Origin of the sequence: Leuconostoc miyukkimchii (assembly GCF_019656055.1) — a bacterium.
Taxonomy (GTDB): Bacteria; Bacillota; Bacilli; order Lactobacillales; family Lactobacillaceae; genus Leuconostoc; species Leuconostoc miyukkimchii.
Genome location: NZ_BPKY01000005.1, coordinates 1 through 18,686 on the forward strand (window position 1 = coordinate 1; position 18,686 = coordinate 18,686).

The following is an 18,686-nucleotide window of genomic DNA, read 5'->3' on the forward strand; positions in this document are numbered from 1 at the left end:
CAGATGTAAAAGAAGCAACACCAGAAGCAGATGTAAAAGAAGCAACACCAGAAGCAGATGTAAAAGAAGCAACACCAGAAGCAGATGTAAAAGAAGCAACACCAAAAGCAGATGTAAAAGAAGCAACACCAAAAGCAGATGTAAAAGCTACAACACCAAATGCAGATGTAAAAGCTGCAACACCAAAAGTAGATGTGAATAACGATGCACCTCAAGAGATAACAGGTGGACAATACCAGTTTAGAGATGGGCATTATGTCTATCTTGATAAGGATGGTAAGTTAGTTACAGGATTGAAGAGTATTGATGGTAATATACAATATTTTGATCAAGACGGAACGCAAGTAAAAGGAGAATTTCGTACAGTACCAGGCAAAAACAAGCAATACTTTGATAAAAATACAGGTAATGCTTCAGTTTACCTAGATAAGTCAAATATTGCTATAACCGGCTATGATATAAATGGTAATCAAATTAAATCTAATTTCCTCATAGATACATCCGGTAATACATATTACTTTGATAAACAGGGTGTAATGCTAACTGGATTACAAACTATTGAAGATAAGCAGTATTACTTCGATGAACAAGGTTTAATGAAGAAAAGTTATGCAGGAACGTTTAACGGACAATTTATATACTTTGATTCAATAACTGGTGTGGGTAAAACAGCGGTTGAGTATCAATTTGAACAAGGAATAACGATTCAAAATGACAAGTTTACGCCACATAATGCCGCCAAAAGTTATGACACAAAAAGCTTCGATAATGTTGAAGGGTATTTAACTGCAGATACATGGTATCAACCGAAAGATATTTTAACGAATGGTACAACTTGGACTGCATCAACTGAAAATGATAAGCGACCATTGCTAATGACATGGTGGCCAGATAAACAGACACAAGCTGATTATTTGAATTATATGTCAAAAATTGGAGTGGTAACGGATGCAGCACAATATACCGCACAATCTGATCAAGGTACTATGAATGTAGCTGCTCAAGGTGTGCAGACCAAAATTGAAAAACGTATTACACAAAAAGCAAGTACACAATGGCTAAAAGATGCTATGCTAGTATTCATCAAAGACGAATATAACTGGAGTGGTAAATCCGAAAACATCGATTACGGAGGATTACAATTTCAGGGCGGATTCTTGAAATATAATAATAGTCCGCTAACTCCAGATACTAATTCATCGTTTCGCCTATTGAACCGAGTGTTATTCAATCGAGATGATCAAAGTGATGCTAAAGGATCGGAATTTTTATTGGCTAATGATGTTGATAATTCAAATCCTATTGTGCAAGCAGAACAATTGAATTGGTTACATTATTTGATGAATTTTGGTACTATTACCGCAGATGATCCAGATGCTAATTTTGATGGTATCCGTATTGATGCAGTGGACAATGTTGATGCTGATTTAATCGATATTGCAGGCGATTATTTTAAATCTGTCTATAAAGTTAATCAAAAAGATAAGGCTAATAAACATATCTCTATTTTGGAAGATTGGAGTGGTCTTGATCCTGATAAGTTAGATGATATTGGTAATCCACAACTATCTATGAACGTTAATGTGCAAAATTCATTACTAGATGTGTTAACTAAATCACCGGCGGTTCGAAAAAATATGGATACAATGATTGCTAATGTGTATGGTTCAGACAAAAAATCTACTAATAGTAATGCAACATTGAAACGTCTAGATAGAGATCAGAGTATTCCTAACTATAGCTTTATTCGTGCACACGATAGCGAAGTACAGACTATCTTAGGAAATATACTAACATCACGTGTTCATGCTGAATCAGGTAGCAAGTTTACTTCAGAACAATTAAAGGAAGCTTTGAAAATTTATTACGATGATCAAAATTCTCCGCAAAAAATATATACACATTACAATATGGCTAGTGCTTATGCTGCCTTGTTGACAAATAAAGACACGGTTCCACGTGTTTATTATGGGGATTTATACACTGATGGCGGTCAGTATATGGCTACCAAGACTCAAAACTTTTCTGCAATTACAGCATTATTAAAAGCACGTGTCAAATACGTTTCAGGAAATCAAACCATGTCTGTCGATTCAATTCATAAGGATGTATTGACGAGTGTTAGAGATGGTAATGGTCAACTCAATGAGGGCATTGGTGTTATTCTCAGTAATAATCCAACATTGGATATAGGTCATGATACTATTACATTATCTATGGGTGCAAACCATGCCAATCAAAAATATCGTGCGCTACTGTTAGCAACAGATAAAGGCATTGATGTTTATGATACTAATAATGAGCTTTCTGCTTTTAACCCGTCCCAAGCGCCTATTTTGGTGACTGATGATAAGGGAAATCTCAATGTAACAAGTGAATATATTAGAGGATACGGTCAAAATAATTCACTTGTATCGGGTTACTTGGCAGTTTGGGTGCCTGCTAATGCAAGTGATACACAGGATGCAAGAATTGCTTCACAAGAAGATACTAAATTAGTAAATAATCCATCTTCTGATGATACATTTCGTGTTAATTCTTCATTAGACACCAATGTTATCTATGAGGGATTTTCAAATTTCCAAGATAATCCAACAACAGAATCAGAAAGAACAAATGTTGTTATTAGTAAAAATTCAGGTTTATTTAGGTCGTGGGGTGTGACGAGCTTCCAAATGGCACCACAATATCGTTCAAGTCATGATGGAACATTTTTAGATGCTACAATTGATAATGGCTATGCCTTCACAGACCGATATGATGTTGGTTTCAATACACCGACAAAATATGGGACAGATGCTGACCTCCGTGCTGCTTTAAAAGCATTACATGCTGAAGGTATTCAAGCAATGGCTGATTGGGTACCAGACCAAATTTATAATTTATCTGGTCAACAGGTAGCATCTGTTACTCGAGTAGATGAAAAGGGTACTACCTGGCCTAATGCCCAAATTCAAAATATGCTGTATGTAGTTAACACTAGTGGTGGCGGAAAGTATCAAGCTAAGTATGGCGGAGAATTTTTAGGAACATTACAGCAAAGCTATCCTGAATTGTTCAATAAAAATCAAATTTCTACTGGTGTTCCTATGGATGCTAATACTAAAATTAAAGAATGGTCAGCAAAGTATTTTAATGGGACAAACGTGTTAGGACATGGTGCATTTTATGTCTTAAAAGATTGGGCAAGTAACCAATATTTCAATGTTGCTAAAACTGATGAATTATTCTTACCACTTCAACTGATGAATAAATTAGCACAAACTGGTTTTTCAAGAGATGACAAAGGTGTGAAATACTTCTCTACTAGCGGATATCAAGCAAAAGATACTTTTGTTCAGGATGGTGATGGTAATTGGTATTACTTTGACAAAGAGGGATACATGGTTCAGTCAGTTCAAGGGGAGAGTGGACTTGTCCAGGTTGGTGCAAAAAAATCAGATGGAACGTATGATTCCGTGGGTGGTAAATATTACTACTTTATGCCAAATGGTATTGAGCTGAGGAATAGTTTTGTAAAAGATATTAATGGTAGCACTTACTACTTTAACAGTATGGGTGAAAGATTATCAGATCAGTATGTATTTGATGCTAATGGTAATGCGTATCATTTGAATACTGATAGTACAATGTCTATAGGATTGCTGTCGGTAGGTGATCAGACGCAGTATTTTGGTAAGAATGGCATTCAACTGAAGGATTCTTATGCTTATGATAAGAAAGAAGATCAATGGTACCAATTTGCCGCTGACTCTGGTAATGGGAAAGAGATAGAACGTCCAAATAATGTTGATACAGTTGGGTATGTTGTTATTGATACTGACTCAACTATTGGTATTAGCACAGATTATACTGCTTATATTACAAGTTCTGTACGTAATGACGGCCTTTTTGTAAATGCACCTTATCAATTTAAGGATTCCAAATTATTTGATATGTCTAACAAATATAACGGATATCAAGTGCAGGTACGTCAACAATATACAGATAGTAAGGGTAGAAACTGGAATATGGTCGTATTAAACGGTCAGAATGTCTGGGTGGACAGTCTAGCATTGACAAGGATGCCATTCAAGTCGATGAACCAAATAAGTTTTATGCGTTATAATAACCGTAATGATGGTTTATTCTTAAATGCACCTTACCGTAAGACAGGTGCACAATTGTCAGGTATGACAAACCAATATAAGGGACAACTGGTGACAATTGTAGGAGTAGCTAATATTTCTGGTAATGATTGGAATTTGATTAGCCTCAATGGTGTACAATATTGGGTAGATAGCCAAGCATTGGGGACAAACTTTACTCGAAATATAACTCAGAAGGTATTTGTTAATAGTGCTACGCGTAATGATGGTTTATTCCTAAATGCGCCATACCTTCAAGCAGGCGCTAAACTGGTTGGTATGACGAAAAGTTATAATAATCAAATTGTGACCATTAGCCAACAATACTTTGATAAGCAAGGGAAAGTTTGGAGTCAAGTGGTGCTTGGCGGTCAAACAGTCTGGGTGGATAATCAAGGATTGTCGCAGATGCAGACTAAAAATATTGATCAACAAAGATACATTAATAGTAACAATCGTGAAGACGGTTTGTTCGTGAACGCCCCATATCGAGGTACTGGTTCACAGTTGATAGGGATGACAACATCATATAACGGTCAACATGTTAAGGTAACAAAGCAAGGGCAAGATGCCTATGGTGCCAATTGGCGATTGGTGCAATTGAACAACCAAGCGATATGGGTAGATGCTAAGGCATTAACAACGACATTCTCACAACGAATATCAGACAAGTTATACATTAACAGTACACAACGTGTGGATGGTTTGTGGGCCAACGCCCCGTATACAGTTAAGAATACGAAGTGGGTTGGTGACACAAAGTCTTACAATGGTAAATATGTCCAAATATCGGAAGCCTATTCAAATGAGTTAGGTAATACCTATTACTTGACGAACTTGAATAGCAAAAAGTTATGGATTGATAAGCGGGCTTTTACGGACACAGTTGATCAAGCAGTTGCCTTGAATGCAACTATTAAAGTACGCAAGCAAGTAGATGGCATGTTTAGTGTGGCTCCATATGGTGAGTCGGGTGCCAAATTTGTTGATTACGTGACACCGTATAATGGACAAAAGGTTCAGGTAACCAAAACACACGGTGATGTTCAAGGTGCAACGTGGTATTTGGCAACGATTGATGGCAATCAAGTATGGATAGATCAACGATCATTTTTACCGATTGTGACAAAAACCGTAGCGTATTCAGCAACGATTGCATCACGAACAAATCAAGATGGCCTATTTAAGCAGGCACCCTATGGCGAATCAAATGCTAAGTTGAGTGGTTATGCAAGTGACTATCAAGGGAAGAAAGTGACAGCGATAGAAGAGTACACGAACCCGAAAGGAATCACGTGGGTTTTAGTTAGGTTAGATGACCAGCAAGTTTGGATAGATAAGCGCGCATTGCGAATATAGATAGAGCAATTAAAAGGGTTAAGATTATCAGAGATGATAAGTCTAGCCCTTTTTAATGTTGAAGTTATGTAATGTTGTGATATAATCGATTTATTTATATTACCAATGAGGGGTATGTCGTAATGATTTGTAGGTTGCATAGTTATGAAATTTGATTTACTGGAAACAAATAATGAGCAACGAACTTGGAAAAATTCACAAAACATGGTGTTAGCGGTATCAACCATTGTATTAGGAATTGTTGTCGGCTTGAGTTCACTGCTTTTAGCACTTTTCTTGGATTTAATTGAACATTTATTTCTACATTATAAAGAAACAGCATTGTTACCAGCCCCAACAGCAACTGCACCAATGGTAAGATTGGTTTCTGTTGTCTTAGGTGGTATTATTGCTGCAATCATTTGGTGGTTTTTACGTACTAAAACAAAATCAACGGTCAGTATTAAAAAAGCGATGTCAGGTGAACGCATGCCATTTTGGCAGACAATTGCTCATGTCATGACACAAATATTTTATGTTGGTGCTGGTGGATCGGTTGGCCGTGAGTTAGCACCGCGAGAATTAGGTGTGCTTTGGTCTCAAAAGTGGCAAAATTTGTTAAATAAATACCATATACCAAAGTTATCCGAAGACGATCAACGTCTGTTATTAACAGCCGCTGCGGGCGCAGGGTTTGCTGGTATCTATATTGCACCCATTACAGGAATGCTTTTTTCAGTGGAGATGTTGTACAAAAAGGTCACATTACGCACAGTTAGTGTTAGTTTGACAATGGCTACAATTGCGATGATTATTGGTTCTTTAGTCAAGGGATTCAAGCCATATTACATACTTAGTGACGTCAAATTTACGGTTATTAGTATTGTCTTTGTATTGATAATTGCACCATTAAGCGGTTTAGCGGGTGGTTGGTTCAGACGATTCTTTCAATGGGCTGAAAAAAATCAAACTAAAAATAAGCATATTCTATGGCAATTACCAGTTGTTGCGCTAATGACAGGTACAATATCATTTTTTTTCCCTGAGATAATGGGAAACGGTCGCGCATTGGCACAATTAGCTATAGACAGTAACCACTTACCAATGTTGAGTGTGTTAATCAGTGGCGCCATACTCAAGACGATAATAACTGTCCTGACTATTCGATCTGGTGCTTCCGGTGGGACACTAGCCCCATCAATTGCAATTGGTGGGGCTTTGGGGGCAACGCTAGGACTAATAGTAAGTATCTGGGTTCCAAGTTTTTCAATTAGTCAAGGTGCTGTTTTGGGTGCTGGAACCTTATTAGCTGCCTCCCAGCAAGCACCGTTTATGGCAATGTTCATGCTAATTGAAATTATTCATTTAAACTATTCAGCTTTGTTACCGATGGCACTTGGTATTCTTATTGCCAGTGTTGTCTCACGACGTGTCCTAGCGAAGTAAACAAAATGCAACGACCTGATACTTTAGTTCTAGGTGTTGTTACACCTGAACTTTTGGGAATTTATTGCACAATATTGGTGGCTAATATTTCCAGTTGGTGGATTTTTAATGGCATTTTTAAATATCTAGAGATAAAAAAACACGATCTGAAAAGGTCGTGTTTTTTACAAATTAGCTTCCAATGTAATGGTATTACCTTCGGAATCTTTAATTTTAAGTGCCACTTTGTTACCAAAACGTTTTTCAGGTTCGTTGAGTAACGATACAAAGTTATTACGCAAATGTTTCTGTAAATCTTCTTGATGATCTCGCACCAGCAACTCCAACTGGTCGGTAGGTTTTCCAGACACAAAGTTAATATCTTCGCCATCTAGCATTAGATGTCGTCCACTTTTGTGACCAGATTGAGGCAGATCAAAGACGTCACGCCAAAAGCGATAGGCGCGGTTGATATCTGTAGCCGGAATTGTTTTAATGTTGAGCTTACGTGGTTTCATAATATTTTATTTTGTCTTTCTATCAGAAGCAGTGTTGTTGTTAACAGATTTTTTAACATTGGTTTTCTGCCCAGTTAACTCATAGTGTTGATCTTTTAGTACTTTCTATGATAGATAGTATACGACAAAACCGTAATTCAATCAAACTCCAAGTTGAATTTATGAGTTGTCTGTGTCGAAAGCACAATGTCAGTTTGTGCTAAAAACCGTTTAACATTTAAATAATTTTTTAAAATCTAATTTAAAAATAAACTTTGGAAATAAAATGATAAATAAATGTCTTTATTATTAAAATAAACATATATAAATGACATAAAAGCGTTGACAAATTAAATTTGATAGGGTAAATTGTATTCAACGAAGAAAAGATGAGTAATGTTGTAGCGTTAAATAGAGAGTTTACGATTGGTGAAAGTAAACAACGTAAAGACATGAACAATGGTCTTGGAGTTAAAGGTGTTATGAGTGTTCGATCATTTAATGGCGGCATAAATAATACCCGGGAGAGCCCGATATCGCGAAACTGATTCTTAGCAATGTTGATGATCAGTATGAGGTGTGTTTAATTAGCACACGAATATCAGGTGGTAACGCGATAAGTCGTCCTGTAATCTAATTTTTTAGATTACAGGATTTTTTTGTTTGAAAAAATTTAGAAGTAATCATTTTATGAGCTGATGCTGATGCACAGTAGAATTTGAAGAGAGATAAGATGCAAAAAATAACACCTAGGCGATTTTTTGAAATCACACGTGCGCTAAGTAAATTATTAGGTTGTGGATTGGTGCAGACACGAATGTCATTTGATTAATATGCACAGCACACGAAGTCGGAAACATAGTTGAGGGATGGTTTGTCTTTCATACATACAAGAACAATTTTTTAGATATTTTAAATGGATATACTAAGAAATGCAATACATAGTAAATGGGGTCTATTATGCACAAAACAAGAAATATTATTATCACAGGAGTTGCCATCTTAGTAATTATCGTGGTGGCATTTTTCTCATTTCATTCTACCAAAGTGTCTAAAAATGTCACACAACAAACAATCAGGTTAGGTAGCTCACCAGGTCCATATAGTGATCTATTTATTAAGGGAATTAAGCCGATTTTGGAAAAACAAGGTTACAAGGTGACTAATAAGTCATTTGCTAATCTGTTAAATGCAGATATAGCACTTAGTGAAAATCAAATAGACCTGAATGTTGACCAACACACGGCGTATTTAAATAATTTTAATAAAGAAAAGAAAACTAATTTAACTGCACTCACAACAATACCTACAGTACCAACAGGTATCTATCCAGCAAATAAAAAATCACTCAATGATGTCAGTACCGGCGACAGTATTGCTATTCCAAATGATCCAGCCAATGCGGCAAGAGCATATAACTTATTAGTCAAAGCAGGTTGGATTACTTTGAAAAAAGGGACTACTTTGGTCAACGCAACGACTAAAGACATTTCCGATAATAAATACAACCTAAAAATTTCAGAATTGGATTCTTCAACGATACCACGCACGATTAAAGAATTTGATTATGTCATTTTACCTGGTTCAGTGGCTTACAGTGCTAAAATTTCGACTAAAACGATATTATTAGCCGAAAATATTCGAAATGAATATCAGCTAGTTGCAACGACAAATAAACAAAACGTCAATAAAAAATGGGCAAAAGCTGTTAAAAAAGCATATCAATCTAAGGAATTTAAAAAATACTTGGAAGCGCACAATAAAGATAATTACTGGGTTACAGATGAACATCAATAAAGATATGAAATTTTAGGAGAAAATTATATGACGTTGATAAATTGGGATCATACAATGATTAACGTACCAAATTTGAAGGAAAGTATTGATTTTTTTGCAGATGAAGGCATTATTTATAAATTGGGTGGACGTCACGAAAATTGGGGAACAGCTAATGCGTTAGGTTATTTTGGCATTAACTATATAGAATTAATCAATGTTTTTGAGCAACAGAAAGCAGGTTTGGTTAGTCGTGCTAGTTCAGCAGCTGTTTATGATGTTGTACAGGACTTTAATCAACATAAAAAAAGATTCAACACAGTTGCAATTCGGACGGATGATTTAGAAAGCATTAGACAACGTTTAAAGTTATTAGGCATTGCAGCGGGTCCTATTTTAGAAGGTAAGCGACTTAATGAGAAAAATCAGTTAATTACTTGGCGTATATTTTTTATTGATGATGATATTGATGGTTTGCCATATCCGTTCTTTATTGATTGGGAAAATTCAGATGCAGATCGAGAGCGTCAGTTAGTAGCACAAGGATTAATACAACAACATCCTGCAGGTGATTTAAATGTTGTCAAAGCCGTTTTTGAAGTGAGTAATCCGGTACAAGTCTCGCAACAATGGGCCAAGATAATTAATAGTACGGTCATAGACGATCATGGTAAATTTATTGTTCCTATTGGAGAAAAGGCTTTTGAGTTTATAGCGGGCACCGCCAATCATCTCACCACGCTACATTTCAGTGGGGCACATGCTTCAAAGCGTCAGAGAACCATTAGTTTTGGAGAAGCGCAATTTATTTTTGATTAGATGGTAGTGTGAGTAATATTGGTTTATTCAAAACTAATGGGTCATGTATATATTACGATAATTTAAGAAACAAGAGAGGGACTTTTAACATGACAGAGCTATCCAAAAACGAATTAGAAAAGAAATTAGTTGCATATCGACACTATTTTCATCAGTATCCGGAACTAGCTGATAATGAAGTGCAAACAACAGCTAAAATCACAGAAATTTTGAAAAGTTGGGATATAAAAATTTTACCAACGAATTTAAAAACTGGTGTTTTTGCAGAAATTGGCATTCAAGAAGGACCAGTTGTGGGGTTAAGAGCAGACATTGATGCATTACCGATTCAAGAAAATTCAGGCGTTGATTTTAGTTCTAAGGTGCCCGGTGTCATGCATGCTTGTGGACATGACACGCATATAGCAGCGTTATTAGGGGCTGCCTATTTATTAAAACAACAAGAGGCACGATTAACAGGTAAGGTGAAACTTATTTTTCAATTATCAGAGGAGGATAAAGAAGGTGCGCTACAAGTTATTGAAGATGGACAGATTGCAGATGTAGATGCAATTCTAGGTTTTCACAACATACCGCATCATGCCACGGGTGAGTTTGGTATTCGGGCTGGTGTTGTAAACGGGGCAATTGACAAATTCAAGGTTGTCTTGCGTGGTGTGGGGACGCATGCTTCTAAACCAGAAAAAGGATACGATCCGATTGTTGCCTTAGGTGCTGAAATTAATGCATTACAGTCAATCGTCAGCCGGAATTTGAATGCCTTTGAGGCAGGTGTTCTTAGTATTACTCACGTCAATGCAGGGAACACATGGAATATTTTGCCCGAGGAGGCATTTTTTGAAGGAACAGTTCGAACCGCAAGTCCAGCATTAAGAGAAACAATCAAAACACGTTTTTTCGATATTGTAAACTATACTGCAAAAGCTCATCAAGTCACTGCAGATATTGACTGGTACGAGGGTGACCCATCTGTCAATAATGATGCGGACTTAGTAGCTATTGTAAAAGACGAAACGCGTAAATTTGCATCCGTTTATGAGCAAAATCCGTCTTTAGGTAGTGATGATTTTGCATGCTATCAAGTGAAAATACCTGGTGTGTATGTCAATATTGGAAATGGTGAAACCGTTGATTTGCATAATCCCCGTTTCAAGGCTGATGATGGTGTCGTTATTGCGGGTAGTGAGTTTTTTGAAAAAAATGCAATTCGTATCTTAAAAGAACTGAAACTTCATCCAGCTAATATTTCACAATGACATATGAAGTAATAAAGCAGGTGTGACATTATAAAAAACTAATTTTTGGAGGGTATTAAAATGGTCGATTTCAACACAGAATTAATTCATGGCGCAGAGGTTAATGACAATAACACAGGTGCTGTCAATCCACCGATATATAATTCGTCAACATTTGCATTTGATGATGTGACCGTACCAATAAAATGGGACTATGCTAGGTCCGGTAATCCAACGCGAGAAGCATTGGAAGAACTCATAAAAAAATTGGAGAGTGGTTATAAGGGTTTTGGATTTTCTTCAGGACTTTCTGCGATACATGGCGTTTTATCTATATTTGAGCCAGGGGATCATTTGGTAGTTGGTGATACCGTTTATGGTGGTACTTTTTCACAATTAAACGACTATTTTAAGCGTTGGGGGTTAGAAATAACAGCAGTTAATACGCAGAACTTGAATGAAGTGAAGCAGGCAATTAAAGAAAACACGAAAGCAATTTATTTTGAAACATTTTCAAACCCATTATTGCGAGTGACAGATGTTGCAGCAATTAGTCAGATTGCCAAAGAGAATCACATTTTAGAAATAGTTGATAACACTTTGTTAACGCCATATTTGCAACAACCATTGAAGTTGGGCGCAGATATTGTTATTCATTCTGCTACAAAATATTTAGGCGGACATTCTGATTTAATTGCTGGTTTAGTTGTGGTAAATAATGAACAATTAGCAAAGAAAATTTACTTTTCTCAGAATCGATTGGGAGGAACATTGTCTCCTGAAACTTCAAATTTGGTACGCCGAGGCATTCAAACACTAGCTGTTCGTCTTGACAGGCAAATTGAAAATACGAATAAAATCATTGCATATCTAAAAGAAAATGACCTAGTCGCAAAGATTAATTATCCGAGTGTCAATAAAGATTCCAAAGATTACGAAATTGCTTTACGTACAACTAATGGGTTCGGCGCGGTATTATCTTTTGAAATTAAAGCAGGCTACGATGCGATTAAATTAGTTAATAGCCTTAAATTATTTAAAATCGCAGTGAGCTTAGGGGCAGTAGAAAGTCTTGTGGAGTTACCTGCGACAATGACACATTTTGAAATACCAAGAAACCAACGATTGAAAATTGGTATAAAAGATGAGTTGATTCGTATTGCGGTTGGACTAGAATCAGCAGATGACTTAATAAATGATTTAAAACAAGCATTTGTTAAAATACAAAAATAAAGGAATTTATAATGAAAAAGAAGTGGATTTATGGGCTCGTAATTGTAGTAATTTTTCTAATTGGTGGTGGTTATCTATTACATAATAATAGTACGACGGTAAAGTCAGATAATGGTGATAAAGCATCGCTTGTAAAAAATGGCACATTAACGATTGGATTAGAAGGAACCTATGCACCATTTTCATATCGACAAGATGGTAAACTAAAGGGATTTGAAGTCGATCTTGCTAAAAAAGTAGCTGAAAAATCAGGTTTGAAGGCTAAATTTATACCAACAACTTGGGATGGCTTGATTGCCGGTGTAGGGGCTAACAAATTCGATGTGGTGTTTAACGATGTTGCTATCACGCCAGAACGTCAGGCAAAATACTTGTTTGCAACACCATACCTCTATTCAAGAGAAGTATTGGTTGTGAGGAAGGATAATAAAGAATTAAAGAACTACAAGGATGTTAAAGGACATACGTTGGCAGAAGGTGTTGGATCAAATAACGAGACAATCGCTAAAAAATTTGGGGCAAAAACGATTGCATCGAGTGAGTTTACTAACACGGTTAGTTTGATCAAACAAGGACGAGCAGAAGGTGCTTTCAATGATGAAGGTGCGTTTGCAACTTATATTAAAGACAATCCTGCTGATGCCAAAGTGCTAAAAGCGATTAAAGTACCTACTTCAGCAAGTCCAGCAGCAAAAATTGCGCCTATTTTGAATAAGAAAAATAAAGGTCTTCAAAAACAACTTAATCGTGCAATCACAAAATTAATTGATGATGGGACTATCAAAAGGTTATCTGTTCAGTACTTTGGTTCTGACTTAACGCAAAAATGATGAAGGAGAACGCATTGTGTGGAAAATAATCATTGATGTAACACCGCAGATATTGCTAGCTGGACTTCAGTATACCGTAACATTATCAATACTATCTTTTATATTTGGTTTAATTATTGCGACAGTAGTTGCACTTTTTCGTCGCGAAAAACCAAAACAACATAATCAAATCGCCTACATTGTGTGGCTTATTTTGGATACATTTTTACGATTTTATGTTTGGCTATTTCGTTCTACGCCTTTACTTGTACAGTTATTTATTATCTTTTATGGGTTGCCTAGTATAGGTTTGCAAATTGGTGCTTTTCCAGCTGCGGTTATCACATTTAGTTTAAACGTAGGGGCATATGCTTCTGAAACAGTTCGAGCTGCTTTGGATTCTGTACCACAAGCACAGTGGGAAGCAGCTGCGACTTTGGGATTGTCGAGAAGACAGACAATATTTGAAATTATATTCCCCCAAGCTATACGTATTGCATTACCACCATTATCAAACGAATTTATTGGTTTAGTAAAAGACACATCTTTAGCATCAACCATCACAATAGTTGAAATGTTTGCAATTACACAACAAATTACGGCTAAAAATTATCAACCGCTATTAATGTATTCAATTGTTGCTGTTATTTACGCCTTCTTTTCAACAATTTTGGTATTTCTTCAAAAATATTTAGAAAAAAGAACCTCTCGTTATCTAAAAGCTTCGTCTTTATTAGGAGAAAACAATGATTAACGTCGATCACTTGAATAAGTCATATGGAAAACATACTATATTATCAGACATTTCATTAACCATTAATGACAATCAAACAACAGTTATTTTGGGCTCTTCAGGTGCAGGGAAATCCACATTATTGCGCTCGTTTGATTTATTAGACATACCAGATTCAGGCACATTAACTATTGCTTCTGAATCTATTGAATTTAGAGATGGTTACACGAATGAACAATTACAAAAAATTCGAGCACAGACATCCATAGTGTTTCAATCCTGGAACTTATTTCCGCATTTAACGGTTTTAGGAAATGTGATTAAAGGTCCTATATCAGTGTTGAAAAAATCACAATCAGAAGCTAATCGAGATGCTAGAGCGCTACTGAAACAAGTGGGATTAGAAAATTATGAAAATTATTATCCGGTGCAACTATCCGGAGGGCAACAACAACGTGTCGCTATAGCAAGGGCATTAGCAATGGAACCTAAATTTATACTACTAGATGAGCCAACATCTGCCTTAGATCCCCAGTCAGAGGCCAATGTTTTGAATGTGTTGTCGAAATTATCACGTCAAGGACAGGCATTAGTTATTGTGACACATAATATGGCGTTTGCACGCGCAATTGCAGATGAAATTGTGTTTTTAGAAGCAGGAAAAGTTTCGTTTTCAGGCAGTCCATCTGCATTTTTCACTTCTAAAAATGAACGAATTGAAAGATTTTTGAATAAACAAACAGCGCTGCCATTATTGGAAGATTGATTATTGTGAAGGTCGGTACTAGATAAACATTCATAAATAACGAAAATATAACTTATTTTATTTATATATGAAAATGATAAAAATATTTTATTATAATTAAAAATAATATATAAAAATGGCAAAAACATGTTGACAAATTAAAACTGATAAGGTAAATTATATTCAACGAAGAAAAGATGAGTAATGTTGTAGCGTTAAGTAGAGAGTTTACGATTGGTGAAAGTAAACAACGTAAAGACATGAACAATGGTCTTGGAGTTAAAGGTGTTATGAGTGTTCGATCATTTAATGGCGGCATAAATAATACCCGGGAGAGCCCGATATCGCGAAACTGATTCTTAGCAATGTTGATGATCAGTATGAGGTGTGTTTAATTAGCACACGAATATCAGGTGGTAACGCGACAAGTCGTCCTGTAATCTAATTTTTTAGATTACAGGATTTTTTTGTTTAAAAAAATTTAGAAGTAACCATTTTATGAGCTGATGTTGATGCACAGTAAAATTTGAAGAGAGATAAGATGCAAAAAATAACACCTAGGCGATTTTTTGAAATCACACGTGCGCTAAGTAAATTATTAGGTTGTGGATTGGTGCAGACACGAATGTCGTTTGATAATCATAATTAAGCATAATTTTGGTAATTTAGATAAGAGAAGGATACATTTATATGCAATTCAGCGAACCAAGATTTCGATAGTATCTTGGTAAAATTGTTTTCCGAAAGTTTAGGTCATTTTAAAAGGATAAAGTATGAAAAATAAAACGTATAAAGTATTAAAGTGGTTCAGTAGATGGATAGATTTAAAGGCTGTTCCTGCGTTTGTTGATTCTGAATTTGAAACAGTATTACCATTTGATAGGAACCGATCTTAACATAATAGAGATTAATTAAAAATTTGAATTATTAATCTGTATATAGAAAATTTGAGGAGAATAAATATGAGTGATCAAATATTGCAAAAAGAATTAGAAAACATTGAGGTAACAGATACACTGCAAGCGTGTCCAATTGATTTTTCGCAATCAAAAGTTGCTAATCCGCGAGCACATCAGAAGCAAAAAGAATATGATAATGGCCATGATAAATCTAATTTTAATGAACGAGAAAAATTTGCAGCTTATCAAGGACCGCAGTTTAAAGCTCGTTTTACAGATGGGACATTACCTGTCGAGAAAGACCGTTATCGATTAATTTGGTCGCGCCATTGTCCATGGGCCAATCGTATTTCTATTGGAATTGACTTATTGGGGTTAGATAAAGTGATTTCTAATGGGATTGTTGATCCTTTAAGACCAGCTGGTGTTGTTGGGGATTGGTTCTTTACGTTAGATGAAAACAATGTTGATCCAATATTGGGAATTCATTCACTTGGAGAAGCTTACAGATTGGCAGATCCGACATATGATAAAAGAACTACAGTACCGGCACTTGTTGATATCCAAACAGGTAAGGTTGTTAACAACGATTATAACAACTTGGTTAAAGAATTTGTTTTATCATGGCAAGAGTACATACCAGAAGGTGCTCCGGATTTATACCCGGAGAGCTTACGTCCAGATATCGATGCGTTGAGTGATATCATTTTGATGGATATTAACTATGCTGTCAACGAAGCAGGTCATGGGCGTTCCCAAGCAGATTATAAAAAATGGTACGACAAAGTATTTAATCGATTAGATTGGCTAGAGGAACGTTTAGGCAATCAACGTTACTTATTCGGTGACCAAATAACGTTAGTAGATATTAATTTATATGTTACATTAGCACGATTTGATTTAGTATTTTATCAAAAGTATTTTGTTAATAAAAAGCGTTTGGTTGATTATCCAAACTTGTGGAATTATGCTAAGGATTTATATGCTATTCCTGCGTTTGGCGATAATACTAATTTTGACTCAATGCGTCAGCGTTTTTATGAGGTTGACCATACACCACAAGAAGATCTACCTCGAATTATTCCATTGGGCCCAGATGATAGTATTTGGAAGGAAACAAATGACAGAGCAGAAAGATTTGGTTAATAATACGCAAAGGTTAGCTCAGTTAGTTGTGAACTCTGAGTTCACATATCAATCTGATGAACTTAGTGTTGCTAAAAAATGTTTTGTTGATTATTTAGCAAGTGTTTATGTTTCTAGAAGCGAACCAGCAGTGAAACGTTTATTTAATACATTGAAGGGGGCGGGACCAGCTGTACTTTTTGGTCAAAACAGTACAGCTAGTATAGAACATGCTGCATTATTTAATGGATTTTCTGCACACTATAAGGATTTTGATGATGTTCAAGCAAATTTTCGTGGTCATCCGAGTGTCGTGATTTATTCAGCTTTGTTAGCTCTGTCCGATGGAACTGAAAGTACGAGTAGATTTTTTGAGGCCTATATTGTGGGTGTGGAAATTGCCGGTCAAATTGGCTTTCAAGTTAATCCAACACATAAATTATCTGGGTATCACACAACTGCAACTCTTGGTACGATTGCTGCAGCTGCTAGCCTTGCTTACTTTAAAAACTTTTCCTTAAATCAAACTATCAACATTTTATCCTTTGCTGCTACACAGGCGGCAGGCCTGTCAATAGAAGCGGGTACAGATACTAAGCCAATACATGCTGGATTAGCTGCACAGCGCGCAGTACAATCTTATCAATTTGTGTGTAGTCAGCTTACAACTAATCAAGATGTGTTTAACAATCAAACAGGTTGGATAAAAACAGTTGTAAGACAGGAGTTAAATTTAGGTTTGATTGAGTCAACGTGGTTGAATCCGGCTCAGATTACCACTCCTGGCATTTGGTTTAAACAACATCAATTTTGTTCGGCTGCCATGTCGGGATATGATGCGGTAAAGAAAGGATATTTACAAGGTATTAATATAGAGAATATCCATCAAGTTATTTTTCATTTTAAGCCTGATGGGGATAAAGTACTGCGATATAAACAACCGTTGAATGGCCAAGAAGGAAAGTTTTCAATTGAGTATATTGCATGGCAAATTTTAACTCTTGGAGATGTGAATGATGAACTTTTTGATAACAATGTAAAAACAAAACATTTTCAAGAATTAAGCTATCTGTTTAAAAGGGTTAATGATTTAAAGAACGTATCTGTTGATCAAAGAGAAATACTTGTTGAGTTCATACTAAAGGACAAATCTGTTAAAAAAATATACATTGATTGGCCCAAGGGATCACCACAACAACCGCTAACTCTCTATGACATATATTCGAAATTATCAAAAGTATTGGTCATGGACGATAGTAAGTTATTTAACATCCTGACATCAGGATTAGAATCGAAATCAGTAGTAGGATTGTTCAATATGATTGGGGAATTTTAAGGTGTTTACATTGGAGGAATTTGTTATTATTAATCGGCTCATTAAAAAAAATGAAATAAAAGAGTTACAGATTTTATTACATGAAGCGTACAAGAATGACACAAAAGTGGGTATTAACTTTCAAGCGGCAAGTGTTTCACTACAACAGATTGATGAACATATAGAGAACACAGCAACATTTGTGACTGAAATAGACCATAATATTGTGGCAACGGTTTCTGTCAGATTACCTTGGTCAGACAATCCAGGACCCTATCCTGTGCCTCACCTTGGTTGGATTGCTACACATAGCCAATTTTCAAAGCAAGGATATGCAACACAGCTGATTGATTGGGTTGAAAGGGAATACATTCAAAAACAATTAAAATCACCATTGGTAAGTTTGGGTACTGCAGTCGAGCATCCTTGGCTAAAAAAATTTTATAATTCAATTGGTTATCAATCTGTTGAAGAGGTACAAAAAACTTCAGATCATTTGACGGTGTATATGGTAAAGCCTTTGAATAAAAAATTTGACCATATGCAGTCTGAAAAATTGAAGAAATATTTAAATAGAAATAGCATAAAATTAAGTTATTAGTGAGTAGGT

General features: G+C 35.8%; 13 protein-coding genes and 2 other annotated features. Of the genes, 12 read left to right on the forward strand and 1 reads right to left on the reverse strand.

Going from position 1 to position 18,686, the window contains the following annotated elements; genetic code table 11:
• Window positions 1–5,486: glycoside hydrolase family 70 protein (locus K5Q13_RS05360; RefSeq protein WP_220740687.1), on the forward strand; the 5,486-nt coding region annotated here is incomplete at its 5' end.
• 144 nt (window positions 5,487–5,630) lie between these two features.
• On the forward strand, window positions 5,631–6,911 hold the full coding sequence (locus K5Q13_RS05365; protein WP_220740688.1) for a chloride channel protein: 1,281 nt from the start codon (window positions 5,631–5,633) through the stop codon (window positions 6,909–6,911).
• 164 nt (window positions 6,912–7,075) lie between these two features.
• Here K5Q13_RS05365 and K5Q13_RS05370 read toward each other — a convergent pair whose 3' ends face one another.
• Complete coding sequence (locus K5Q13_RS05370; RefSeq protein WP_220740689.1) at window positions 7,076–7,408, reverse strand: VOC family protein; 333 nt, start codon at window positions 7,406–7,408, stop codon at window positions 7,076–7,078.
• Between the two features lie 351 nt (window positions 7,409–7,759).
• Window positions 7,760–8,019: a binding site (T-box leader), on the forward strand.
• A 328-nt stretch (window positions 8,020–8,347) separates the two neighbouring features.
• Here K5Q13_RS05370 and K5Q13_RS05375 point away from each other — a divergent pair.
• The 10 genes from K5Q13_RS05375 (at window position 8,348) to K5Q13_RS05420 (ending at window position 18,677) form a co-directional block, all read left to right on the forward strand.
• A complete protein-coding gene (locus K5Q13_RS05375) occupies window positions 8,348–9,184 on the forward strand; it encodes a MetQ/NlpA family ABC transporter substrate-binding protein (RefSeq protein WP_220740690.1) in 837 nt (278 codons plus the stop codon).
• Between the two features lie 27 nt (window positions 9,185–9,211).
• Entirely contained in the window at window positions 9,212–9,982 is a 771-nt protein-coding gene (locus tag K5Q13_RS05380) for a VOC family protein (protein ID WP_220740691.1), read from the forward strand.
• Window positions 9,983–10,071: 89 nt separating this feature from the next.
• Complete coding sequence (locus K5Q13_RS05385) at window positions 10,072–11,238, forward strand: amidohydrolase (protein ID WP_220740692.1); 1,167 nt, start codon at window positions 10,072–10,074, stop codon at window positions 11,236–11,238.
• A gap of 60 nt (window positions 11,239–11,298) precedes the next feature.
• Window positions 11,299–12,450 (forward strand): trans-sulfuration enzyme family protein, encoded by a 1,152-nt coding sequence (locus tag K5Q13_RS05390; protein ID WP_220740693.1) that lies wholly within the window; start codon window positions 11,299–11,301, stop codon window positions 12,448–12,450.
• Between the two features lie 11 nt (window positions 12,451–12,461).
• Window positions 12,462–13,280, forward strand: coding sequence for a transporter substrate-binding domain-containing protein (locus tag K5Q13_RS05395; protein WP_220740694.1), 819 nt, complete (start codon window positions 12,462–12,464; stop codon window positions 13,278–13,280).
• Window positions 13,281–13,296: 16 nt separating this feature from the next.
• Window positions 13,297–14,013, forward strand: coding sequence for an amino acid ABC transporter permease (locus K5Q13_RS05400; RefSeq protein WP_220740695.1), 717 nt, complete (start codon window positions 13,297–13,299; stop codon window positions 14,011–14,013).
• The gene (locus K5Q13_RS05405) at window positions 14,006–14,758 is read left to right on the forward strand and encodes an amino acid ABC transporter ATP-binding protein (RefSeq protein WP_220740696.1); all 753 of its coding nucleotides are present in this window, start codon (window positions 14,006–14,008) and stop codon (window positions 14,756–14,758) included. Before K5Q13_RS05400 ends, K5Q13_RS05405 begins: the two co-directional genes overlap by 8 nt.
• A gap of 159 nt (window positions 14,759–14,917) precedes the next feature.
• Window positions 14,918–15,177: a binding site (T-box leader), on the forward strand.
• A 522-nt stretch (window positions 15,178–15,699) separates the two neighbouring features.
• A complete protein-coding gene (locus K5Q13_RS05410) occupies window positions 15,700–16,782 on the forward strand; it encodes a glutathione S-transferase C-terminal domain-containing protein (RefSeq protein ID WP_220740697.1) in 1,083 nt (360 codons plus the stop codon).
• The gene (locus tag K5Q13_RS05415; protein WP_220740698.1) at window positions 16,757–18,097 is read left to right on the forward strand and encodes an MmgE/PrpD family protein; all 1,341 of its coding nucleotides are present in this window, start codon (window positions 16,757–16,759) and stop codon (window positions 18,095–18,097) included. The genes K5Q13_RS05410 and K5Q13_RS05415 overlap by 26 nt, the downstream gene beginning before the upstream one ends.
• Window position 18,098: 1 nt before the next feature.
• Entirely contained in the window at window positions 18,099–18,677 is a 579-nt protein-coding gene (locus tag K5Q13_RS05420) for a GNAT family N-acetyltransferase (protein WP_246574197.1), read from the forward strand.
• Window positions 18,678–18,686: the final 9 nt, after the last annotated feature.